We start from the raw sequence: 22,383 nt of genomic DNA on the forward strand, positions 1-22,383 counted from the left end.
CATGGCCCTTGCCGATCTGCAACCCGTTGCGCGCAACGATGCCGGTAGCGCAGCCGTCGTCGGCATCCTCAAGCAGCGCTTCGGCGAGCGCTTCCAGACGGGCCATGCGATTCGCGGCCAGCATGCGCACACCACTACCTACATTCCCTCACAGCTTCCCGACGGCGTGGTGTTTCCGCATTCGACCGAGGAAGTGCAGGAGATCGTGCGGGTCTGCGGTGAGCATCGCGTGCCGGTCATCCCGTTCGGGACCGGCACGTCGCTCGAAGGCCATGTCAACGCGCCCGGTGGCGGCATCTGCATCGACCTGATGCAGATGAACAAGGTGCTGGCCGTGCATGCCGAGGATCTCGACTGCACCATCGAGCCCGGCGTCACGCGCGAGGAGCTCAACACCTATCTGCGTGACACCGGCCTGTTCTTCCCGATCGATCCCGGCGCCAATGCCAGCCTCGGCGGCATGGCCTCCACCCGTGCCTCCGGCACCAACGCTGTACGCTACGGCACGATGCGGGAGAACGTGCTTTCGCTGACTGCGGTCATGGCCGACGGGCGGGCGATCACCACGGCCAAACGGGCGCGCAAGTCGTCGGCCGGCTACGACCTCACCCGGCTGCTCATCGGCTCCGAAGGGACTCTGGGCGTCATCACCGGGTTGACGCTGAAGCTCTACGGCATCCCGCAGGCGATCTCGGGCGGGGTCTGCCCGTTCCCGTCGGTCGATGCGGCCTGCAACGCTGTCATCACCACAATCCAGATGGGCGTGCCGGTGGCGCGCATCGAGCTGGTCAACGCGCTGTGCATGCGGGCCCTCAACAGCTACGCAAAGCTCGACTATCCCGAGACGCCCTGCCTGTTCCTGGAATTCCATGGCACGGACGCAGGTGTCCGCGAGCAGGCGGAGACGTTCGGCGAGATCGCTGCGGAGTTCGGCGGCGGTTCGTTCCAGTGGACCAACGTAGCCGAGGAGCGGACGAAGCTCTGGAAGGCGCGGCACGAAGCCTATTGGGCCGGCCTTTCGCTGAAGCCCGGCGCGACCTCCCTGTCGACCGATGTCTGCGTGCCGATCTCGCGACTTGCCGAATGCATCAACGAGACCGAGGAAGACATAGCGCGTTCTGGACTGATTGCACCCATCGTGGGGCATGTCGGAGACGGCAACTTCCACGTCATGGTGCTGATGGACCGCGACGACCCGAAGCAGATCGAAGCGACGGAAGCCTTCGTGGCACGCCTCAACATGCGCGCGATCGCAATGGACGGCACCTGCACCGGCGAGCACGGGGTGGGACAGGGCAAGATCGCCTTCCTGCCGCACGAACTTGGTGCGGGCGTCGATTTCATGCGTTCGATTAAGCAGGCGCTCGACCCGGACAACATCATGAATCCGGGCAAGGTGCTGCCGTTGCGCGCCTAGCATCGCCAGGTCGCCACTTTATCGACACCGTAATGCAGCTAAACTGCACTGCGGCTTAGGGAATCCGGCGGGAGAAAGAGACTGGCCCGATTATTCGTCGCCATAGGAGGGTTGATCGTACTGGTGCTGACTGCGGCGCTGGTGTTGCCCTACTTCGTCGACTGGACCAGTTACCGCGCCGATTTCGAACGTGAAGCAAGCCGTATCCTCGGGCGCGAGGTGAAGGTGGAGGGAAGCGTCAGCGCGCGGCTGCTGCCGTTCCCGTCCGTCACATTCGCCGATGTCGTCGTTGCAGGTGTCGAACCCGGCGATGAGGCAATGACGGTCGAGACTTTCTCGATGGACGCCGAACTGGCGCCTTTCATGCGCGGCGAGCTTCACATCTTCGACATGCGGCTGGTGAGGCCCTCGGCGACGATTGCGGTCGCCGAGGACGGAACGGTCGACTGGTCGGTGCGCCCGTCGTCGCCTGTCGATGCGAGCAACATCTCCCTTGAAAAGCTGACGATCACGGAGGGCAGGGTGGATGTGCGCCACGCCGCAAGCGGCCGCACGCACAGCCTGACCGAGATCAACGCCGACGTGTCGGCGCGCGCGCTGACGGGCCCCTGGCGCATGGAAGGCTCCATGCGGCTAGACGGGATGCGCACGGCGCTTTCGGCCTCGACAGGCTCAGTCGATGCAGACGGCCGCATGCGGATGCGGCTCGTCGCCAATCCGGAGCGCTACCCGCTTTCTCTCGAGGCCGATGGCAGCGTTCGCATCGCCGACAGCGGTTTGCACTACGCGGGCGAGTTCAAGCTCAACGCCGCCGGGCAGATTGCCGAGCAAAGCGACGCAGGCGCGCCGCCGCCACCGGCCTATCGCGTCACCGGCGACTTCGACTTCGATCACGAAGCGCTCGACATCGAGACGTTCCGGTTCGCGACCGGACCGTTGGAGGACCCTTACACGGCGGAGGGTTCTGCCCGGTTCGCGCTCGGCGCCGAACCGCGCTTCGACATCACCGCCGATGGTGCTCAGATCAGGTTCGAGGATGCAGCGGGCGCGGAAAGCGCGGCCGGCATTGACCTCGAGCAACGGCTGACAGCGCTGCACGAGTTCCTGCTCGATATGCCCCGGCCTCAGATCCCCGGGCGGATCGCCGTCAAGCTGCCGGCCATCGTCGCTGGCGACACGACGATCCGCGACGTGCATCTTTCTGCCGAGCCTTCGGAGGCCGGCTGGGCGGTCGGTTCACTGGGCGCGACTTTGCCGGGCCGCGCGACTCTGGAGGCCAGCGGCGACCTCGTCGTCGGCGACGAGCTGGATTTCGAGGGCTCGCTGCTCCTTGCCGTCGGCCAGCCTTCCGGTTTCGCGGCCTGGCTTGCACGGGACGTCGACGAAGCCATCCGGCGGCTGCCGGCAGCAGGCTTCAGCGCACAGGTGAAGCTCAACCGTGAACGCCAGCTCTTTCGCGATCTCGAACTGGTGCTTGGCGATGCCAAGTTCCGCGGCGAGATCGACAGTCTGACACCCGTCGGCCAGAAGCCGTCGATGACGTTGCGCCTCGACGGTGACAGGCTGGATGTGGAAGGCATGACCGCGTTTGCCTCGCTCTTCGTCAGCGATGGCGGTCGCACGCGCCTTGCCGACCGCGATCTCACCTTCGAGATCGAGGCCGGGCCTGTGACGGCCGCGGGCATGACGGCCGAAACGCTGGATACCGCGTTGCGGCTCAGGGACGGCCGACTGGAGATTGACCGGCTGTCGGTCGGCGGGCTTGCGGGCGCCAATATCAGCGCGACCGGCTCGATCAAGGATTTTGAGACAGATCCGGCCGGCAATCTCGATGCGACAGTGATTGCCGCAGACCTTGAGCCGCTGGCTGCGGCGCTGACCGAGCGCTTTCCGGAAAGCCGCATTGCCTCGGAGATGGCTCGGCGCGCGGCGTCGTTCCCCGGCCTGCTCGAGGACGCGTCGATCCGCATCGTCACAAGTTCGGCCGCAAGCGGCGATGGCACCAACGGCCTGGCATTGAGCGCCACAGGGGAAGCGGGCGGCACGGAATTTTCGCTGACGGCATCGGCGCGCGACTTGCGGCAAGCGCTGGAGCGTATGCCGATGGCGCTGGAGCTGACGGCGCGAAACGAGGATGCCCAGGCGCTCTACGCCCATGCAGGCCTTACGGTGCTGCCTTTGGGCCTAGTCGGTGCCGGTGAGGTATCGTTGCGTTTCAACGGCGTTCCGGAGGAGGGCGGTCCCACCCGCCTTGCCTTTACCGGCGACGGGTTGGAGCTGGTCTTCGAGGGACAGTCGGGCGCTAGCGAAAAGGGACTTTCGGCATCCGGCGACCTGACGGTGACTGCGGAGGATCTGGAGCCCTGGCTTGTCACCGGAGGCATCGTTCTGCCCGGTGGCGCGATGGGCCTGCCGGTGGACATGTCGTCTAAGCTGGATGTTGATGGCGGGGTCTTCGTCCTTTCTGGTATCGGCGGCGATATTGCCGGCTCCAAGGTGGGCGGCGATGTCAACGCGCAGATGCGCGACGGGCTACCCCACCTGACGGGCTCGCTAGCGCTGCAGTCGTTCGATCTTGCCTCCGTCGCGGAACTGGCAACAGGGGCTGCAGCACTTGAGGGTGATGGCGAAAGCTGGCCGTCCGCGCCGTTCGCACAGCGTGTGGCGACCCCGCTAACAGCCGAACTCGAACTCGCGGTCGAGCGCCTGCATGCCGGCTGGCTCGCCCAGGCGGACGATGCGCGAATGACACTCCGGATCGGCACGGACGGCGTTGCGCTGTCCGACGCCCGGGCGACTGTTTATGGCGGGACCATGTCCGGACTGCTCGATTTCAAGAATGATGGCGGAACAGGTCTTCTTTCCGGTCAGTTGAAGCTGGAAGGTGCCGGTATCGCCAACATTCTCGGCGATACCGGGCTCGAGGGCACCGCGGACCTGACGGCAACGCTGACAGCCAGCGGCAAGTCGGTGGATGCGGTCATTTCCGCTCTGGCAGGTTCAGGGACGGTGACCGTGAACGAAGTCGCCATCGAAGGGGTCGCGCCGCAGGTGTTCGCAGCGCTGCTGGAGCAGGCCGACAGGATCGGACCGGAGATCGATGCGGCCGCGGTTGCCGGTTTCGCGACGGATATGGTGCGGCAGGGAACGTTCCGCGCGCCCCGCGCCGACCTCGCCTTCACCGTTGCCAGCGGCGCGGTGCGCGCCCCGCCGCTCAGGCTGGAGACGGACGAAGCCACATTTGCAGGAGAAGTTCGCGCCGACATCGGCGCGCAAACTGTTGGCGCGGAGGCGACGCTCACCTTCAAGCCGGGCGTCGAGGCGCTGGTCGGATCCGACCCCGCGGTGCGTTTCGTTGCTGCCGGACCGCTGGGCGATATAGGCGTTACGGTCGACACCGAGCCGCTGGCGCAATTTCTGACCCAGCGCGCGCTGGAGCGGGAGCAGCAGCGGGTTGAGGCGATGCAGGCGGCGTTGCTCGAAAAGCAGCGCCACCGCCGCGAGGTGCGTTACTACGCGGCGCTTTCGCAAGAGCGCGACCGCGCCGCCGAAGAAGCCCGCCGCGATGCCGAGGAAGCCGAGCGGCGAGCCCGCGAGCTGCGGCTACTCGACGAGGAAGCTGACAAGCGGGCAGCGGAAGAAGAAGCGCTGCGGGCGCAAGAGCTGGAGCGGGCCGCCGAGGAACAACGTCGTGCCGCAGAGGAAGCCGAAGCGCAGCGTCGCGCTGACGAGGAAGCAAGGCGGCAGGAAGAGGAAGCCGAACGTCGGCGCCTGGAAGAGCAATCACGGAGCGAGGCGGAAGACCGCCGGCGTGCAGAACACGAGCGGTTGCGCAGCGAGGTCGAGGCCTTGCTGGGCGCGCGCGAGACGGCGCCCGCGCCGGCCGATCCCGATAGCATCGAGCGACAACCGCTTCAGCCGCCGCCGGTTGTCGATGTAACGCCCCGACCGGCTCCGCGCGCACAGCCCGAGCAGCCAAGCGCAACGCCGGGCGTGTTTTCGGAAGGAAATCTCTCGGTCGATGGGCTGATGCGGCTGTTCGACGAGTAGCGCTGACAACCCGATTCAATCGCGGTTCAGGCTCGCGCCCTGACGGCTTCGAGCACGAACAGCCGCAATGCGGATGAGAGGTTGGTGCTGCGCGGTCTCGCTTCGTCTATCTCGCCGACGAGGCGCGCAAGCGGCAAGCCGCGCTTGTCGGCGATGCTGTGCAGTTCGTCGTAAAAAGGCTGCTCGATCGAGAAGCTGGTGCGATGACCTCTGATCGACACCGACCGTTTGACAACCGAAGTCACCGCTGGCCGTCCGGCCTGGGTGGTTCACGACGATGCGCTTCGTGTGCGGCCTCTTCCCGCTGGCCGATTGCCTCGTTCGCTTGACGCTCCGCCTTCGTTCTGCCGTGACGGATGCGGTTTTCCTCGGCTGCTCGTTCCTTCTCGCGGCGCGCCTTTTGTTTGCGGGCCATGCGGAGGCTGACGATCTCGGCCATCGGGATTTATTTCTTGCGGAACGCGTCCAGAGAAACGACATCGGCCGATTTCGCCGGTTCCTTGTCTTCCTCCGCGCCTTCGTCGCCCGCTACAGGCTCGGGCTCCTTGCGCTTTTTCTCCGCCTTCTTGCCGCCGATCACCGCGACAGGCGGTTCGGCTGCCTCCGTAGCCGGCGCTTCCTCTGCACCGGCTTCGTCTTCGGCCGGCTGCTCGACGTAGAATTCGAGCTCGAAATTGACCGAGGGATCGTAGAAGCCGCGCACGGCGGAATAGGGGATTTCGAGCTTTTCGGGCACGTCGGAGAACGACAGGCCGACCTCGAAACCGGAATCGGTGACTTTAAGGTCCCAGTACTGAAACTGAAGCACGATTGTCATCTGTTCGGGGTACCGTTCACGCAACCGACTGGAGACCCGGACACCGGGCGCGCCGGTCAGGAAGGTGATGAAGAAATGGTGGTTGCCCGGCAGGCCGGTCCGCGCCACCTCGCCCAGCACCTTACGCATAACGCCGCGCAGCGCCTCCTGGGTGAGGATGTCATAACGGATGTGGTCGTCAGCCATGGGGCCGGGTTTCCCTGAATCGAACGGCAAAGGTGTAATCAAGCTTGGGGCGCGCGTAAACCGCATATAGCGTAACGCAGCGTCCGGGCGAGTGGGAAACTCGGAAAGCGTTCAGTTTCGGCGGGCGTAGGCCCTGAGGAACATGCGTACCGCGCGGGCCGATGCCTGTTCCAGATCGTCCTCCGACAGCTTGTCGCCGAATATCAGGGGCAGTTGCAGGTCAGAGCTGGTCAGTGCCAGAAACTGCCGGGCGGCGGCGTCCGGATCGTCGATCTCCAGCCAGCCGGCATGGGCGAGGCGCGCGAAACGGGCGGCGAGCGCGTCCCACACGCGGGCGGGGCCATTCTCACGCCAGTCGGAAAAAAGCTCCGGATAGCGCTCGCCCTCGTTCTGCAGCAGGCGCCGCAGGAAGCGGCCGTCGCGGTCGCACAGGCAGTTGCGGTTGAGGCGAATGGCGAATGCGGTGAGATCGGCCTGCAGATCCTGCGGGTGGTCGGGAAAGGTAGCCAGTACAGAAAACGCCCTGGCGTTGCAGCGTTCAGTGATCTCGCGGACCACTGCGACCAGCAGGCTCTCCTTGTCGCGGTGGTGATTGTAGACCGTCTGCCTCGAAACGCCGGCTTCAGCGGCGATCAGGTCGATATTGGCTCCGGCAAAGCCCTCGCGGCAGAAGACGGTCGCCGCCGCCTCGATCATGGAGTGGCGTTTGGCGGCGTGTCCGCGTGGCGGGAGAGTGTCAGGAGCAATCACGGGCGGCATGATTTCTATATAGAGCTGGTTGACGATTTAGACAACACTGTCTAAAAATCTTGACTTACGCGACGGAGGCTGCAGCGGGGGGAGGCCGCGCTTCCGTTCAACCTCCCGGTGCGACGGGCTTGCCGCCGCCATCTTCGAAAGAGCTAGACAATGCAATTCTCCTTTATCCGGCTCGCGCTCGTGCTCGGCCTGCTGACGGCCATCGGCCCGTTCGCCATCGACATGTATCTGCCGGCACTGCCGACGATCGGCGAGGATCTGGGCGCCGGCACGGTGCCCGTGCAGATGAGCCTGCTGGTCTTCTTTCTCTCGATGGGATTCGCCCAGATCATCGTGGGCCCCATCTCGGACATGATGGGCCGCAAGGCGCCTCTCTATTTCAGCCTCGTGCTGTTTGCCATCGGCAGCGTCGGCGCGGCGCTGGCTGTCGATATCAGCTGGCTGATCGCGTTCCGCTTCATACAGGGGCTCGGTGCGTCGGCCGGCATGGTGGTACCGCGCGCCGTGGTCCGCGACCTGCACACGGGCGTCGAGGCCGCGCGCCTGATGTCGCTGCTGATGCTGGTCTTCTCGATCTCTCCGATCCTGGCGCCGCTGGTCGGCAGCATCATCATCGAGAGCTTCGGCTGGCGGGCAATCTTCTGGGCCGTGACGCTTGCTGCGGCCATCGGCATCGTGCTGATGATCGGCGCGCTCGATGAGACCCGACCGCCGGAGCAGTGCGGCGGCAGTTCGTTCCGGGGTACCATCGCCGGCTATCGTCTCCTGCTGCGTGACCGTTCGTTCGTTGGCCTCAGCCTGATCGGCGGCTTCGGCATATCGAGCTTCTTTGTCTATCTGTCGAATTCGTCCTTCGTGCTCATCAACCACTACGGGCTGACGCCGACGCTCTACAGCGTGTTCTTTTCGATGAACGCCGTGGCCTTCTTTGCCATGTCGCAGCTTACCGGAACGCTCACCGAGCGATTTGGCCTTCGCCGCGTGGTGCGGGTGGCGGTTGCGGCCTATGCGACGATCATGGTTGCCATGCTTGCAGTGATGGCCAGCGGCCCGCAGTCGCTGTGGGTGATGTCGACGTTCCTGTTCTTCGGATACGGCTTCCTCGGCCTCGTGATTCCGACCACCTCGGTGCTGGCGATGGAAGAGCATGGCGAGATCGCAGGCACAGCCTCGGCCCTGATGGGAACGCTGCATTTCGCCACCGGCGCTGCCGCGATGGCCGTAGCGGGGCTGTTTTTCGACGGTTCCCCGCTGCCGATGGTGATCGGCATCACGGCCTGTGCCGTGATCGCGCTGGGCTTCACGCAGGCCACGCTGGGCAATCGCTCGCCCATTCGCCAACCCGCCGAATAGGCCGGGCGTGGTGCCGCCAAACAAAAGGGCGCGGCATGGCCGCGCCCTCTTTTTGCAGAAATGGTGCAGGCCTGTCCTGCAACTCAGGCAGGCACGGGTTCCCGCTCGCACTGAAGCTGCGCCATCGCCTCGTACTGGCTGAGGAACACGCCGCCTTCGAGTTCTTCCAGGAAATGCGACCGCTTGAGGCGGTCCATGACGGGACCCTTGACCTCGGACAGGTGCAACGTGATTCCGCCGTCGCGCAGCCGGCGGTTGATCTCTTCCAGGCTTTCGAGTGCCGAGGCGTCGATGGCATTGACCGCCGAGCACATCAGCACGACGTGGCGAAGCTGCGGGCGCTGGGCGACCAGCTCGGCGATGCGGTCTTCCAGGTAGCGGCTGTTGGCGAAGTAAAGGCTTTCGTCGACGCGCACGGACAGCACGTCCTGGCAGGTGACGACCTCATGCCGCTCAATGTTGCGAAAATGCTCGGTGCCCGCGACCTGCCCGACCACGGCCATATGGGGGCGCGACGTGCGGTAGAGATGCAGCACCAGCGACAGTCCCACGCCCATGACGATGCCGACCTCGACGCCGAGAAAGAGTGTGCCGGCAACCGTTGCCGCCATCGCCGAGAAATCAGCCTTCGAATAGATCCAGACACGGCGGATCGCGCCGAGATCGACGAGGGAGAGAACGGCGACGATGATGGTCGCGGCAAGCGTCGCCTGCGGCAGGTCGGTGAGCAGCGGTGTGAGGAACAGCGTGGCCAGTGCTATCGAGACGGCGGTGAAGATGCCGGCCGCCTGCGTTTCGGCACCCGCGTCGAAGTTGACGACGGAGCGGGCGAAGCCGCCTGTGACCGGATAGCCCGACGACACGGCCGCAGCGATGTTTGCCGCACCCAATCCGATCAGTTCCTGGTCGGGAATTATGCGCTGCCGGCGCTTGGTCGCGAGCGTCTGCGCCACCGAAACGGATTCGACAAAGCCGATCAGGCTGATGAGGAGGGCAGGGGCCGCCAGGGTCCGCACCAGTTCGAAATCGAAGACCGGCAAGGCCGGAGCAGGAAGACCCTGCGGGATGACACCGACCAGTGCGACGCCCCTCGAGCCGAGATCGAGAAGATGAGCAGCCAGGATGGTCGCGGCGACGGCTGCAACCGGTCCCGCCTTCGTGACAATGTCGGCGGCGCGTGGCCGCAGGCCGGCGCCGATGAGCAGCCGCTTCAGGCGCAGACGGACGAAATACAGAAAGGCCAGCGCGGCAGCACCGATTGCAACGGTTGACGGGTTTATCGATCCGAGCTCGCCCGCGATGCCGCCGAGAATTTCGGGCAGGGTGTGGCCGCCGGCGGAGACGCCGAGCAGGTGCTTTAGCTGTCCCGCCGCAATGAGGATCGCGGACGCCGTGATGAAACCCGAAATCACCGGGTGGCTCAGGAAATTCGCGACGAAGCCAAGCCGGAAAAGGCCCATGGCTATGAGAGCCATTCCAGATATCAGGGCAAGCAGCGTGGCCGCGGCAAGGTAGGCCTGGGTCCCCTGTGCCGCCACTTCGCCGATAGCCGTTGCCGTCATCAGGGAAACAACTGCCACTGGTCCCACCGCCAGCGTGCGGCTGGTGCCGAAGACCGCGTAGGCAACGAGCGGCAGGACGGATGCATAGAGCCCCACCTGCGGCGGCAGGCCCGCCAGCATGGCATAGGCCAGCGACTGCGGAATCAGCATGACCGTCACGATCATGGCGGCGACCAGATCGCTGGCCAGAGCCGACCGGTTGTAATCACCGGCCCAGCCAAGGATGGGGAAGTATCCCGAAAAGCGCGTCATTGGAGTGTCGTTTCGCTGGATATTTCGACGTCAGGCCGTGCGCGACCTGAGGCCGCCATCGGCCAGCAGTCTTGCCGCCCACATGCCGAGAAGCATCGCCGGCACGAAGGCGAGTGTCCCTGTAGCGCCAAGGCCTAGCGCCGTCAGCGCCGGTCCGGGGCAGAAGCCGCCGAGGCCCCAGCCGAGGCCGAAGATCGCAGGACCCGCGGTGACCCGCAGGTCGATGTCATTACGCGTCGGCAAGTGGAAGCTTTCTGCGTTGAGCGGCCGCTCGCGCGACAGAACAAGCCGATAGCCGACAAAGGCCACCAGAACCGCGCCGCCCATGACGAAAGCGAGCGAGGGATCCCATGTGCCGGCAAGATCCAGGAAATTGAGCACCTTTGCCGGATCGGACATGCCGGAGATGACGAGACCCGCGCCGAACAGCAGGCCGAGAGCCAGATTGACGAGAAAAGACATGTCAGCCTCCGATCACGTGGCGAACGACGAAGACGGTGATGAAGGCGACCGTCATGAATACGGCGGTGGCAACCATCGAGCGGGTGGACAGCCTGGACAATCCGCAGACGCCGTGGCCCGAGGTGCAGCCATTGCCCCAGACCGAGCCGAAGCCCACGAGCAGGCCGGCGGCGATCATCAGGGGAATGTTCGACGAGACGGTCTGTGCGACCGGTGCGCCGGTGACGGCCATCATTGCCAGCGGTGCCGCCACGAGTCCGATAACAAAGGCCAGCCGAGACGGAAAGGCCTTGTCGAGATAAGGGGGAAGCAGCCGACCGGCGATACCCGAGATGCCGGCGATACGGCCTTCCCAGAGCATCAGCAGAACGGCCGACAGGCCGATCATCATGCCGCCTGCGGTGGAGGCGAGAGGGGTGAATTCAGTCATTTCCGTTTTCCCGGATCAGTGGTTGGTTTGCGGAACTTCGCAGAACATGCGGTGCATCATGGCGATGAACTCGCTCACACGGCCGTCGGCCAGCCGATAGAACATGCTCTTCGATTCCTTGCGGCCGACGATGAAGCCGGCATCGCGCAATTCGGCGATCTGTTGCGAAAGGCCGGGCTGGCGGATGCCGAGCGTGTCTTCCAGGTCGCGGACGGACCGCTCGCCGTCCACCAGCGCGCAGACGATCATCAGCCTTGACGGGTGCGCGAATTTCTTGAGGAATTCGGCCGCCTCGCCGGCGTTCTCGATCATTTCCGCCGTATCGGCCGTCAGCTCATGTTTCATGGCCGTCAGCCCCAGTTCGCGCCATCGAGCACGTCCAGCGGGAATTTCAGGTAGCGTTTCCCGTTGGCTTCCGGCTCGGGCAGGCGGCCGCCATTCATGTTGACCTGCAAGGCGTGCAGGATCAGCTTCGGCATGGGCAGCGTGCGGTCGCGAGCCTCCCGCACCTCGACATATTCGGCTTCGGTCGCGCATTTCGACATATGAGTGTTCGCCGCCTTCTGCTCGGCAACGGTGGACTCCCAGCGCGGCTCGCGGCCGCCCGGCTGATAGTCGTGGCCGGTGAAGATGCGGGTCTCGTCCGGAAGGGCAAGGATCTCCTGGATCGACTGCCAGAGCCGCGTGGCGCTGCCGCCCGGAAAGTCGGCTCGGGCCGTGCCCGAGTCAGGCATAAAAAGCGTATCGTGGACGAAGGCCGCGTCGCCGATGACATAGGTGATCGAGGCGAGCGTATGGCCCGGCGAAAACAGGACGCGGGCGGGGATCGTGCCGACGGTGAAGGTTTCGCCCTCCGCAAACAGCTTGTCCCACTGCGAACCGTCGGCCGGAAAGTCCGGCCAGTTGTAGAAACCCTTCCAGAGCTTCTGCACCTCGACGACCTTCTCGCCGATCGCCGTCGGTGCGCCGGTCTTCTCCTTCAGGTAGCGTGCTGCGGAAAAATGGTCGGCATGGGGATGCGTGTCGAGAATCCACTCGACCTCGAAACCCTGCTCCCTGACGTAGTCGAGGATCGCATCGGCGTTGTGCGTTGCCGTCGAGCCCGACTTCTCGTCGAAATCGAGAACGGGATCGATGATCGCGCATTTGCGGCTTTCGGGATCAGCGACAACGTACTGGATGGAAAAGGTGCGCTTGTCGAAAAAGCCCTTCACAAGCGGGCTGGTATTGCTCATCGGATGCCTCCGCATTCAAATGCCGTAAATTCGATTTGCCATCTTCGTTTGGGCGCTGGAGCGCCATGAAGGCATCTGCCTCCGCGCCAAGTTCTGATTGCATCGATTACATAAAGTCGATTGCAAAAAAATGCAATAGTTAATCTGCGCGAAATCGAGGGTTGATTGTCATGCTCCGGTCATGCAGAGAGCGTACCAATATATCGGTAAAGGCAGATATATGGATAAGAAGCTCTCTCTCGCCGCTTTGGCAGCCCTCGGCCAGGAAACACGTCTCGACGTCTTTCGCCTCCTCGTGAAGGCGGGACAGGAGGGCGTGCCGGCGGGTGAAATAGCCGACCGACTTGGCGCGGTGCAGAACACGGTGTCGACGCATCTCAAGGTGCTCACGCAGGCCGGCTTGATCCGGCCGGAGCGTCATGGCCGGGTCGTCCGCTACGTGGCGGACATGACCGGCTTCCGCGACCTGCTTGCCTACCTGATGGAGGACTGCTGCAACGGCGCACCGGAACTGTGCCGGCCGGTAATCGAAGCGGTGACGTGCAGGTGTTAACGATTTTCTACTCAACGGAAGATGGGTCTTGGAGGGCCATCCCATGAGCGACCAGATATTCAACGTGTTGTTCCTGTGCACGGGCAATTCCGCCCGCTCGATCCTTGCCGAGGCAATCCTCAACCGGGTCGGGCAGGGGCGCTTTCGGGCCTATTCGGCGGGCTCTCAACCGAAGGGCGAGGTGCACCCTTTCGCCATCGAGCTTCTCAAGGGCGTCAATCACGACACAAGCTTTGCCCGCTCGAAGAGCTGGGAGGAGTTCGCCACGGATGAGGCGCCTGTCATGGATTTCGTCTTCACGGTCTGCGACAACGCCGCAAACGAAGCCTGCCCGGTCTGGCCGGGGCAGCCGATGACGGCGCATTGGGGCGTGCCCGATCCGGCGGCAGCGGAGGGTACAGATGCGGAAAAGCACCTCGCCTTCGCGGAGACCTACCGGATGCTGAACAATCGCATCTCGATCTTCACCAGCCTGCCGCTTGCCTCGCTGGATCGCCTTACGCTGCAGGGGCGGCTGCGAGACATAGGCCGCCACATGCCGGAGGCGGGATGAGCGCGGCATTCGATCTGCCACGTCGGCTGGTCGCGGAAGCGCTCGGCACTGGAATACTGGTGGCGACCGTTGTCGGTTCCGGCATCATGGCCGACAAGCTCACCGACGACGTTGCCCTGGCCCTTCTCGGCAACACCCTGCCGACGGGTGCGATCCTCGTTGTACTGATCACCATACTGGGTCCGCTGTCGGGCGCACATTTCAACCCTGCCGTGACGCTGGTGTTCGCGCTGCGGCGCGAGATCGGCGCGGGCGCCTCGGCTGCTTACGTGCTCGCCCAGATCGGCGGCGGCATTGCCGGTGCGCTTCTTGCACATGCGATGTTCGAGCTGCCGATCTGGCAGGCCTCCACCACCGTCAGAAGCGGCGCGGCGCAATGGCTGGCTGAAGCCGTGGCAGCGTTCGGGCTTATATTTACGATTCTCGCGGGCCTGCGCTTCCGCGCCGACGCGGTCCCGTGGCTGGTGGGGCTTTACATCACCGCGGCCTACTGGTTCACCGCCTCGACCTCATTCGCCAATCCGGCCGTGGCGATCGCGCGTGCCTTTACCGACACGTTTGCGGGCATCCGGCCGGCCGACCTGCCGGGTTTCATTGCCGCGGAGCTGGCGGGGGCCGTGCTTGCGGCTGCCCTGGCGGGCTGGCTGCTCGCCGCACCGAAAACCATCATGCAAACGAAAGCTGCCGAATGACGATCACGATCTATCACAACCCTGCCTGCGGCACGTCCCGCAACACGCTTGCCATGATCCGCCAGTCGGGGGAGGAGCCCGAGGTGATCGAATATCTCAAGACGCCGCCGTCGCGCGAAAGACTTGCCGAACTGATCGCGGCCATGGGCATCTCGCCGCGCGAGCTGCTGCGGCAGAAGGGGACGCCCTATGCCGAGCTCGAACTCGACTCGCCGCGCTGGAGCGACGACGAACTCATCGACTTCATGATGGCGCACCCGATCCTCATCAACCGGCCCATTGTCGAGACGCCGCTAGGGACCAAGCTCTGCCGCCCGTCCGAAGCGGTGCTGGACATCCTGCCCAACGCCGACATCGGCCCATTCACCAAGGAAGACGGCGAGGTCGTGATCGACAGCGACGGGCGGCGGGTGCGGTGATTTATTTCTATCTTTGTCGAAACACTGTTGACGCATCCTGCGAGTCTGAATATCCATAATTCTAGTTTTATCGAATTACCGACTAGTGCAGGCGACACGAAGGAGAGGCATGACCGAGGAAACCACCAAGATCGATACGCTTCCCAATATCGAAGAGGAGCAATTTCCGCCGATCAGCGCCGACGCGCTTTTCGACGCTCCGCGCGCAACGCATCCGCCGCGCATACTCATGCTCTACGGCTCATTGCGTGAAAGGTCCTATTCCAGGCTGGCGACGGAAGAGGCGGCACGCATCCTGCGCAGGCTTGGCGCGGAGGTCCGCATCTTCAACCCTTCCGGGTTGCCACTGCCGGATTCGACGTCGGCCGATCATCCCAAGGTGCAGGAGCTGCGCGAACTGTCGCTCTGGTCGGAAGGACAGGTCTGGTGCTCGCCGGAGCGTCACGGATCGATGACGGGCATCATGAAGGCGCAGATCGACTGGCTGCCGCTGTCGCTGGGTGGTGTCAGGCCGACGCAGGGCAGGACGCTCGCTGTCATGCAGGTCTGTGGCGGCTCGCAGAGCTTCAACGCGGTCAACCAGCTCCGCATACTCGGCCGCTGGATGCGCATGTTCACCATTCCCAACCAATCGTCGGTCGCGAAGGCCTTCAACGAATTCGACGCCGAGGGGCGCATGAGACCGTCGTCCTATTACAACCGCATCGTCGACGTGATGGAGGAGCTTGTGAAGTTCACGCTGCTTCTGCGCGACCGAGCCGACTATCTGACCGATCGATATTCCGAACGGGTCGAAAGCGCGGAGGCGGTTTCGCGGCGCGTGAATCAGCGAACCCAATGATGCGACTCTTTTATTTCGACTATAATCGAATTTAATTTGACGCTTGTCGCCGGCCAGGCCTAGGGTCGCGCCATGGAACTCGAACAGGCAGCAGCGCAACTCGAGGCGCTCGGCAACGCGACACGGCTCAACATCTACCGCATCCTCGTGCGCGCCGGCGCAGAGGGCTTGCCGGTCGGCAGCGTGCAGGAAAAGCTTGGCATTCCGGCATCCACTCTGTCGCACCACTGTAAGCGGCTGGTGGAAACCGGACTGGTGAGCCAGGAACGACAGGCAACGACGCTGATATGCCGGGCGGAATACCCGGCGATGCTAGCCCTGCTTGGCTATCTTGCCGACGAAAGCTGCGTCGATGGGAGCTGTCCGCCCGGCGTGGCAGAGATGCTCGTGCGAGGCAAGGCATGAAACGGCAGGCCACGGCTGGCGCCGTCGTGGAAGCATCGATCGGCAAGCATGTCTGAGAAAGCCGGAAAGGGCTGGTTCATAAGCGCGCTCGGTGCGGCGCAGATATGCTCATGGGGCACGCTTTTCTATGGTTTTCCGCTGATCGCGGAAGCAATGCGCGCCGATCTCGGCTGGTCGAAGACCGAGCTCTATGGTGCGGCCACGCTCGGCATGGTGCTGGCGGGGCTGGCGGCCTATCCGGTGGGGGCGGCGATCGACAGGGGGCACGGGCGGCTTCTAATGACCGGCGCTTCGGTTGTTGCGGGGCTCTTTCTGGCAGCGTGGTCGCGGGTCGATAGCCTGCCGGCCTACTACCTCATCCTTGCGTTTCTGGGCTGCATGCAGGCGGGCGCGCTCTACGAGCCGGCATTCGCCGTCATTGCCCGCCGGGTCGGGCCGGAGCGAGCGCGCAAGGGCATCACGACGCTGACGCTCTGGGGTGGCTTTGCCAGCACCGTTTTCATTCCGCTCATCCAGTATCTTATCGAAACACAGGGCTGGCGGGGCGCTCTCCTCGTCATGGGGGCGGTGAACGTCGTCGTTTGCGGCGGGCTCTATGCGCTGGCGATCGATGCGCGAAAGGATCGTGGGCCGGCAACCACAAGCGTGGGCGGGCCTACGCCGCTGGCGGGCCGCGCGGCTGTCGCCTCGGCTATGCGCAAGCCGGCCTATTGGGGGTTGCTTGTCGCGTGGGTCTCCTATGCCGCCGCCTTCTCGTCGCTGACCTATCACCTCTATCCGCTGCTGCTCGAGCGCGGATTGGGAGCCGCGGGGGTGGTGACGGTGATGGCCGTCATCGGGCCGGCGCAGGTGGCGGGTCGTGTGGCGGTGATGGCCTTCGCGCCGACGGCACCCGTCCGGTCGCTTGGGTCGATGATCGTCATCGTGTTTCCACTGGCCGTCATCGGCTTCGCCTTCGCACCGCCCGAAGTGGCGACGATTGCCGCGATCGCCGCGTTCTACGGCGCGGCAAATGGCACGATCACGATCGTACGGGGGCTTGCGGTGCCGGAAATGATCACGCGCAGCGCCTATGGCGCCGTCAACGGTTCGCTCGTTGCGCCCCTGAACCTGATGCAGGCATTCGCGCCACTTGGCGCTGCGCTGATCTGGCAGGCGAGCGGAGGCTATGGGGCCGTGCTGGCGGCCGTGTTCGTCGGATCGCTGACGCTGTGCGCCGGCTTTTGGTTCGCCGCATGGAAGTCGCGCAGCGCAGGGCCGAGCTAACTAGATCTGGAGGGAGATGGGATAAGGTGGAGGTTTCTGTTGCCAGGTACCTCCGAACCCCGCCTGAAGGTGCTAACCCACAGGGCTTAATTCGAGACTATCGCGCCGCATTAAGCAGCGAGACGTGCCTCAGCATAGTTGTCGTTGGCAACTATAAGATTAGCCCGATAACGGTGGTACAATGCCGGGAAAAAGTCCGATCTTTACGCCCTCGTCGATCCTATTTCGCCCCCATCAGCAGCCGCAGCGCGATGCTGCGGTTCCTGGTGGAGGCGCCGGGTACCGCCCCCGGGTCCGAATGGTTTATTTCATCGGCCGTTTATTTCCATAGTCAGACAAGCTGACGCGCCGAATATAGGAAGCTGCGCTGCGAAAGGGAAGGGGCGTTCGAGCCACCGCCGCACCATCCGGCTGCTGCCGCGCGACTTTCCACAGGGCTGGTCGAAGGGCATCGCGGTGGCAACGAATATGGTGTCCGCCGGCCGCCTCTCCGCTATGATCGTGCGACCTTTCGAATCGACGGCGACAATCCCATGCGGCAATATCTGGACCTCCTCGAACATGTGCTGGAAAACGGCGTCGACCGCGGCGACCGGACCGGCACCGGCACGCGCGGCGTCTTCGGCTGGCAGATGCGTTTCGATCTCGCCGAGGGCTTTCCGGCTCTCACCACCAAGAAGCTGCACCTGAAGTCGATCATCCACGAATTGCTGTGGTTTCTCGCGGGCGACACCAACGTCAAATATCTCAACAACAACGGCGTCACGATCTGGGATGAGTGGGCCGACGGAAACGGCGATCTCGGCCCCGTCTACGGCTCGCAGTGGCGGTCGTGGCCTACGCCCGACGGCGGCTCTATCGACCAGATCGCCAATGTCGTCAGGGAGATACGGGAGAATCCCAATTCGCGCAGGCTGATCGTGTCGGCATGGAATCCGGCCGAAGTCGACGTCATGGCGCTGCCCCCGTGCCACTGCCTGTTCCAATTCCATGTCGCCAATGGCCGGCTCTCCTGCCAGCTCTATCAGCGCTCGGCCGACATCTTCCTCGGCGTGCCGTTCAACATTGCCTCCTATGCGCTGCTGACGATGATGGTAGCGCAGGTGACCGGCCTCAAGCCCGGTCACTTCGTCCACACGCTAGGTGACGCGCATCTGTATTCCAACCATTTCGACCAGGCGCGCGAGCAGTTGACGCGCGAGCCCAAGCCGCTGCCGACGATGTGGATGAACCCGGACGTCACCGATCTTTTTGCCTTCCGTTTCGAGGATTTCCGGCTGGACGGTTACGTCTCCGATCCTACGATCCGCGCCCCGATCGCGGTGTGAGCGCAGCCGGGGTTGAAGCCGGCTCGCTTCTCGCCCACAGTTCCGGCGGCTGCGAATACCCAGCGCGTGGAGGGGTAGTGATGAAGAGACTTCTGGTGGCGCTGTCGCTGGTGACCGCAACGCCCGCCTTCGCCAACGACACGATGGCCGAACTGAAGACCGGCGGGCTGGTCTTCGTTCGCTCCGACGTGGTGACGATGGAGAAGGAAGACCTCTTCATCTCGCTAATCGAGGTGAGGGTTGCCTATCGGTTTCGCAACACGTCGGAAGACGACGTCGAGGCGGTAGTCGCGTTTCCGATGCCGGACATAGAAGCCAATCCTTATGGCGACGTCGCCGTACCGGTCTCCGACAGCGACAATTTCCTCGGCTTCACGGTGGAGATGGAAGGGCGGACGATCACGCCGGAACTGGAGCAGAAGGCATTTGCCGCAGAACTGGACGTGACCGATAGGCTGACCGCGGCCAGCCTGCCACTCAATCCGTTCGCGGACGGTCTGGGTGAAGCCATCGAAGCGCTGCCGGCCGAGACCAAGGCCGACTGGGTGGCGCGCGGCATGCTTTACGAAGAAAGCTACGACGACGGGTCGGGCTGGCGCGAAAGCCATTCTCCGATGTGGCGGCTGAAGTCGACCTATTGGTGGCGGGCCGAGTTTCCCGCCGGCCAGCCGGTCGAGGTGGCACATCGCTACCAGCCGAGCCTGGGCGGCACGGTCGCGGTGAGCTTTCTGCAGGACGGTAAGCCGCAGGAGCCGTATTTCGGGCAGTATCAGCAGAAATACTGTGTGGACGAGAGTTTCCTTAATGCCGTTCGTCGTCACGCAAAGACTTCACCGGATGGCAATCCGCCCTTTTACGAGACATGGATTTCCTACGTGCTGACGACCGGTGCCAACTGGTCCGGCGCGATCCAGGACTTCACGCTGACGATCGACAAGGGCGCGCCGGAAAATCTCGTTTCCTTCTGCGGTTCCGGCGTCCGCAAGATCGGTCCGACCACATTCGAGATGAGCGCCACCGATTTCTTCCCCGAACGGGACATCAACGTGCTCATCCTGCGTCGTACCGATGGCGGGCAATAAGATGAAAGTCACGCTGGTGGTGGCAATCGCCGAAAACGGCGTCATCGGCCGGGATGGCGACCTTCCCTGGCGGTTGTCGAGCGACATGAAGCGGTTCAAGGCCACAACCATGGGCAAGCCGGTCGTGATGGGCCGCAAGACCTGGGAGAGCTTCCCGAAGCGGCCGCTGCCGGGACGGCACAATATCGTGATCACGCGTGATCGTGCCTACGTAGCCGAAGGTGCGGACGTTGCATCGTCGCTCGATGAGGCGATGCAATTTGCGCGCGCCGATGGTGCGGCGGAGGTAGCGGTTATCGGAGGAGGGCAGATCTACGGGCAGGCGCTTCCAGATGCAGACAGGCTCGACGTTACCCATGTGCTTGCAACGGTCGACGGCGACACACGCTTTCCGCCTATCGATCCTCAAACGTGGTATGTTGTTTCCGAGGAAACCTATCCGGCGGGTGAGAAGGATAGCCACGCGACCCGTCACGTGATCTACGAACGCCGGCAAAGTGCACAGCCATAGCGGCGCGGCGATCTGCCGCGAAAGTTGCTAACCCGCACGCATTGCGTTGAAAGCGCGCGACTGCGTGCCTATAAACCGATAAACGGCAACAGGCGGCGGGGGTTCCGTCGCAGACAGTTTTGTCTAGACAAGAGGAAATATATGCCCTGGAGTAATCAGAGTGGCGGCGGCGGTCCCTGGGGCGGCGGCGGAAATGGCGGCGGTGGCGGCGGCGGTCCCTGGGGTCAGGGTCCGCGCGGACCGAGCGGACCGGGCAACAATCCTCCGGATCTTGAAGACATCATTCGGCGCGGGCAGGACCGGTTGAAGCAGGCACTGCCGGGCGGCGGCCGGGCAAGCCCGGCCATGTTCATCCTGATTGCGGTTGCGCTTGTGGCGCTGTGGCTGTTCCAGGCCATCTACACCGTGCAGCCGGATGAGCTGGCGGTCGAACTTCGCTTCGGCCAGCCCAAGGACGAAGTCTCCGAGCCCGGCCTGCACTTTCACTGGTGGCCGGTGGAAACCGTCGAAATCGCCAACGTCGCCGAAAAGCTCATCAATGTGGGCGAAGCGCGCAGCGGAACCTCGACAGGCTTGATGCTGTCGGGCGACCAGAACATCGTCGATGTGAAGTTCTCCGTGGCGTACCAGATCGCTGATCCGGCCGCTTATCTGTTCAACGTGTCCGACCCCGACGCCACGATGCGTCAGGTTGCCGAAAGCGCCATGCGCGAGGTTGTCGGACGCCGGCCCGCGCAGGACATTTTCCGCGACGACCGTCAGGGCATCGCAGAGGCCGTGCGCGAGATCATCCAGGAGACGATCGAGAGCTACGGGTCCGGTCTCGCCATCACCGCGATTTCGATCGAGGATGCCGCGCCTCCACGCGAAGTGGCAGACGCCTTCGAGGAGGTGCAGCGCGCCGAGCAGGACGAAGACCGTTTCGTCGAGGAATCCAACCAGTATTCGAACCAGCAACTGGGTCAGGCGCGAGGCGAGGCTGCTGCCATCCGTGAAGAGGCGGCCGCATACAAGACCCGCGTCGTGCAGGAAGCAGACGGTGAAGCCCAGCGCTTCATCTCGGTCTATGACGAATATGCCAAGGCGCCGGACGTCACCCGCAGGCGCCTCTTTCTGGAAACTATGGAAAACGTGCTGAAGAGTTCAAACAAGGTGATCGTGGAACAGGGTAACGGCCAGGGCGTCATCCCTTACCTGCCACTGCCTGAGTTGCGCGGTGCGCAGCCGGCCGGACAGGGAGGAAACAACTGATGGCAAACCGTCTTCCCTTCATCGTGATCGCCGTAGCGGTCATCCTCTTCCTCGCCTGGTCATCGATTTTCGTGGTCAACGAGCGCCAGCAGGCGATCGTGCTGCGCTTCGGTGAGATCGTCGACGTCAAGTCGGAGCCGGGGCTCTACTTCAAGGCGCCGTTTGCCTTCATGGAAGCCGACAATGTGCAACTGATCGAAGATCGCGTGCTGCGCTTCGACCTGGACGATATCCGCGTGCAGGTCTCCGGCGGCCGCTTCTACGAAGTGGACGCGTTCATCGCCTACCGCATCAGCGATCCGCGGCGGTTCCGTCTGGCGGTCTCCGGTAGCGTGCCGTTGGCCGAGCAACGCCTGCGCACGCGTCTCGACGCAGCGCTGCGTCGTGTCTACGGTCTGCGCGGGTTCGAGGCCGCACTTTCCGAAGAGCGCGGTTCGATGATGCGCGAAGTGCGCGACCAGCTTCGCCCGGATGCGACATCGCTGGGCCTCGAGATCGTCGACGTGCGGATCCGTCGTACCGACCTGACGGCTGAGGTTTCGCAGCAGACCTACGAGCGTATGCGTGCAGAGCGTCTGGCCGAGGCCGAACGACTGCGTGCCCGCGGCCGCGAAGCGGCCCAGCGCATCCGCGCACGTGCGGATCGTGAAGTGGTCGAGATCACGGCCGAAGCGCAGCGTGAATCGGAGATTCTGCGAGGCGAGGGCGAAGCAGAGCGTAACGCCATCTTTGCCGATGCGTTCTCGCGGGATACCGACTTCTTCGAGTTCTATCGCTCGATGGCCGCTTACGCGTCGGCTCTCCAGGGATCGGGCACCACGATGCTGCTTTCGCCCGACTCCGAGTTCTTCCGCTTCTTCGGCAGCGCCGAGGGTCGCCAGCCGTCTGAGCAGGCTCCGTCGACGCCACCGGCACCGGCATCCGGCAACGGGGTGACCACCGGCGCAACGGACTAGCCG

The 22,383-nt window shown here is 63.9% G+C and carries 24 protein-coding genes and 1 other RNA gene; 15 read left to right on the plus strand and 10 right to left on the minus strand.

The window, feature by feature from the left end; all coding sequences use genetic code 11:
• The first annotated feature begins 1 nt into the window (after nt 1).
• Together ACVJNE_RS14625 and ACVJNE_RS14630 are read left to right on the plus strand one after the other, a co-directional pair.
• Complete coding sequence (locus ACVJNE_RS14625) at nt 2-1,417, plus strand: FAD-binding oxidoreductase (protein ID WP_499566681.1); 1,416 nt, start codon at nt 2-4, stop codon at nt 1,415-1,417.
• 81 nt (nt 1,418-1,498) lie between these two features.
• Nucleotides 1,499-5,467 (plus strand): AsmA family protein, encoded by a 3,969-nt coding sequence (locus ACVJNE_RS14630; protein ID WP_499566991.1) that lies wholly within the window; start codon nt 1,499-1,501, stop codon nt 5,465-5,467.
• A gap of 26 nt (nt 5,468-5,493) precedes the next feature.
• On the opposite strand, the gene ACVJNE_RS14635 is transcribed toward ACVJNE_RS14630, so the two are convergent.
• The 4 genes from ACVJNE_RS14635 to ACVJNE_RS14650 form a co-directional block, all read right to left on the minus strand.
• Nucleotides 5,494-5,712 carry a ribbon-helix-helix domain-containing protein gene (locus ACVJNE_RS14635; RefSeq protein WP_173192135.1) on the minus strand — a complete coding sequence of 73 codons (219 nt, stop codon included), beginning with the start codon at nt 5,710-5,712 and terminating at the stop codon, nt 5,494-5,496.
• Nucleotides 5,709-5,906: a DUF4169 family protein gene (locus tag ACVJNE_RS14640; protein WP_499566683.1), complete on the minus strand. Its 198-nt coding sequence runs from the start codon at nt 5,904-5,906 to the stop codon at nt 5,709-5,711. Before ACVJNE_RS14640 ends, ACVJNE_RS14635 begins: the two co-directional genes overlap by 4 nt.
• 6 nt (nt 5,907-5,912) lie before the next feature.
• Nucleotides 5,913-6,470 (minus strand): SspB family protein, encoded by a 558-nt coding sequence (locus ACVJNE_RS14645; protein WP_499566685.1) that lies wholly within the window; start codon nt 6,468-6,470, stop codon nt 5,913-5,915.
• 111 nt (nt 6,471-6,581) lie between these two features.
• Nucleotides 6,582-7,229 carry a TetR/AcrR family transcriptional regulator C-terminal domain-containing protein gene (locus tag ACVJNE_RS14650; protein WP_499566687.1) on the minus strand — a complete coding sequence of 216 codons (648 nt, stop codon included), beginning with the start codon at nt 7,227-7,229 and terminating at the stop codon, nt 6,582-6,584.
• Between the two features lie 150 nt (nt 7,230-7,379).
• On the opposite strand from ACVJNE_RS14650, the gene ACVJNE_RS14655 reads away from it, so the two are divergent.
• Nucleotides 7,380-8,582, plus strand: a complete 1,203-nt coding sequence (locus ACVJNE_RS14655) for a multidrug effflux MFS transporter (RefSeq protein WP_499566688.1) — start codon at nt 7,380-7,382, stop codon at nt 8,580-8,582.
• 83 nt (nt 8,583-8,665) lie between these two features.
• Here ACVJNE_RS14655 and ACVJNE_RS14660 read toward each other — a convergent pair whose 3' ends face one another.
• The 5 genes from ACVJNE_RS14660 to ACVJNE_RS14680 are packed head-to-tail and all read right to left on the minus strand — an operon-like array spanning nt 8,666 to nt 12,523.
• Nucleotides 8,666-10,396, minus strand: coding sequence for a SulP family inorganic anion transporter (locus tag ACVJNE_RS14660; RefSeq protein ID WP_499566690.1), 1,731 nt, complete (start codon nt 10,394-10,396; stop codon nt 8,666-8,668).
• A gap of 30 nt (nt 10,397-10,426) precedes the next feature.
• Nucleotides 10,427-10,858 (minus strand): DUF6691 family protein, encoded by a 432-nt coding sequence (locus tag ACVJNE_RS14665; RefSeq protein WP_499566692.1) that lies wholly within the window; start codon nt 10,856-10,858, stop codon nt 10,427-10,429.
• Between the two features lies 1 nt (nt 10,859).
• Nucleotides 10,860-11,288, minus strand: a complete 429-nt coding sequence (locus ACVJNE_RS14670) for a YeeE/YedE family protein (RefSeq protein WP_173192124.1) — start codon at nt 11,286-11,288, stop codon at nt 10,860-10,862.
• Between the two features lie 15 nt (nt 11,289-11,303).
• The gene (locus tag ACVJNE_RS14675; protein WP_368804432.1) at nt 11,304-11,633 is read right to left on the minus strand and encodes a metalloregulator ArsR/SmtB family transcription factor; all 330 of its coding nucleotides are present in this window, start codon (nt 11,631-11,633) and stop codon (nt 11,304-11,306) included.
• A 5-nt stretch (nt 11,634-11,638) separates the two neighbouring features.
• On the minus strand, nt 11,639-12,523 hold the full coding sequence (locus tag ACVJNE_RS14680; protein WP_499566694.1) for an MBL fold metallo-hydrolase: 885 nt from the start codon (nt 12,521-12,523) through the stop codon (nt 11,639-11,641).
• A gap of 220 nt (nt 12,524-12,743) precedes the next feature.
• Between ACVJNE_RS14680 and ACVJNE_RS14685 the strand changes: the two genes are divergently transcribed.
• The 7 genes from ACVJNE_RS14685 to ACVJNE_RS14715 all read left to right on the plus strand — a co-directional run bounded on the left by ACVJNE_RS14685 (nt 12,744) and on the right by ACVJNE_RS14715 (nt 17,252).
• The gene (locus tag ACVJNE_RS14685; RefSeq protein WP_421925826.1) at nt 12,744-13,076 is read left to right on the plus strand and encodes an ArsR/SmtB family transcription factor; all 333 of its coding nucleotides are present in this window, start codon (nt 12,744-12,746) and stop codon (nt 13,074-13,076) included.
• Between the two features lie 43 nt (nt 13,077-13,119).
• Nucleotides 13,120-13,629, plus strand: a complete 510-nt coding sequence (locus tag ACVJNE_RS14690; protein WP_499566696.1) for an arsenate reductase ArsC — start codon at nt 13,120-13,122, stop codon at nt 13,627-13,629.
• Nucleotides 13,626-14,321 (plus strand): aquaporin, encoded by a 696-nt coding sequence (locus ACVJNE_RS14695; protein WP_499566698.1) that lies wholly within the window; start codon nt 13,626-13,628, stop codon nt 14,319-14,321. Before ACVJNE_RS14690 ends, ACVJNE_RS14695 begins: the two co-directional genes overlap by 4 nt.
• Nucleotides 14,318-14,740 (plus strand): arsenate reductase (glutaredoxin), encoded by a 423-nt coding sequence (gene arsC, locus ACVJNE_RS14700; protein WP_499566700.1) that lies wholly within the window; start codon nt 14,318-14,320, stop codon nt 14,738-14,740. The genes ACVJNE_RS14695 and arsC overlap by 4 nt, the downstream gene beginning before the upstream one ends.
• Nucleotides 14,741-14,849: 109 nt before the next feature.
• Entirely contained in the window at nt 14,850-15,581 is a 732-nt protein-coding gene (arsH, locus tag ACVJNE_RS14705; RefSeq protein WP_499566702.1) for an arsenical resistance protein ArsH, read from the plus strand.
• A gap of 72 nt (nt 15,582-15,653) precedes the next feature.
• Nucleotides 15,654-15,986, plus strand: coding sequence for an ArsR/SmtB family transcription factor (locus tag ACVJNE_RS14710; RefSeq protein WP_499566704.1), 333 nt, complete (start codon nt 15,654-15,656; stop codon nt 15,984-15,986).
• A gap of 48 nt (nt 15,987-16,034) precedes the next feature.
• On the plus strand, nt 16,035-17,252 hold the full coding sequence (locus tag ACVJNE_RS14715) for an MFS transporter (RefSeq protein WP_499566706.1): 1,218 nt from the start codon (nt 16,035-16,037) through the stop codon (nt 17,250-17,252).
• 25 nt (nt 17,253-17,277) lie between these two features.
• Here the strand turns inward: ACVJNE_RS14715 and ssrA are convergent.
• Nucleotides 17,278-17,636, minus strand: a transfer-messenger RNA (tmRNA) gene (gene ssrA, locus ACVJNE_RS14720).
• 149 nt (nt 17,637-17,785) lie between these two features.
• Here ssrA and ACVJNE_RS14725 point away from each other — a divergent pair.
• The 5 genes from ACVJNE_RS14725 (at nt 17,786) to hflC (ending at nt 22,380) form a co-directional block, all read left to right on the plus strand.
• A complete protein-coding gene (locus ACVJNE_RS14725) occupies nt 17,786-18,580 on the plus strand; it encodes a thymidylate synthase (RefSeq protein WP_499566708.1) in 795 nt (264 codons plus the stop codon).
• A gap of 80 nt (nt 18,581-18,660) precedes the next feature.
• Complete coding sequence (locus ACVJNE_RS14730; RefSeq protein WP_499566710.1) at nt 18,661-19,662, plus strand: DUF4424 domain-containing protein; 1,002 nt, start codon at nt 18,661-18,663, stop codon at nt 19,660-19,662.
• Nucleotide 19,663: 1 nt separating this feature from the next.
• The gene (locus tag ACVJNE_RS14735) at nt 19,664-20,173 is read left to right on the plus strand and encodes a dihydrofolate reductase (protein WP_499566712.1); all 510 of its coding nucleotides are present in this window, start codon (nt 19,664-19,666) and stop codon (nt 20,171-20,173) included.
• A gap of 141 nt (nt 20,174-20,314) precedes the next feature.
• Nucleotides 20,315-21,424, plus strand: coding sequence for an FtsH protease activity modulator HflK (gene hflK / locus ACVJNE_RS14740; protein ID WP_499566714.1), 1,110 nt, complete (start codon nt 20,315-20,317; stop codon nt 21,422-21,424).
• Complete coding sequence (gene hflC, locus ACVJNE_RS14745) at nt 21,424-22,380, plus strand: protease modulator HflC (RefSeq protein ID WP_499566716.1); 957 nt, start codon at nt 21,424-21,426, stop codon at nt 22,378-22,380. Before hflK ends, hflC begins: the two co-directional genes overlap by 1 nt.
• Nucleotides 22,381-22,383 lie beyond the last annotated feature (3 nt).

This window comes from Mesorhizobium sp. DxT (assembly GCF_058448885.1).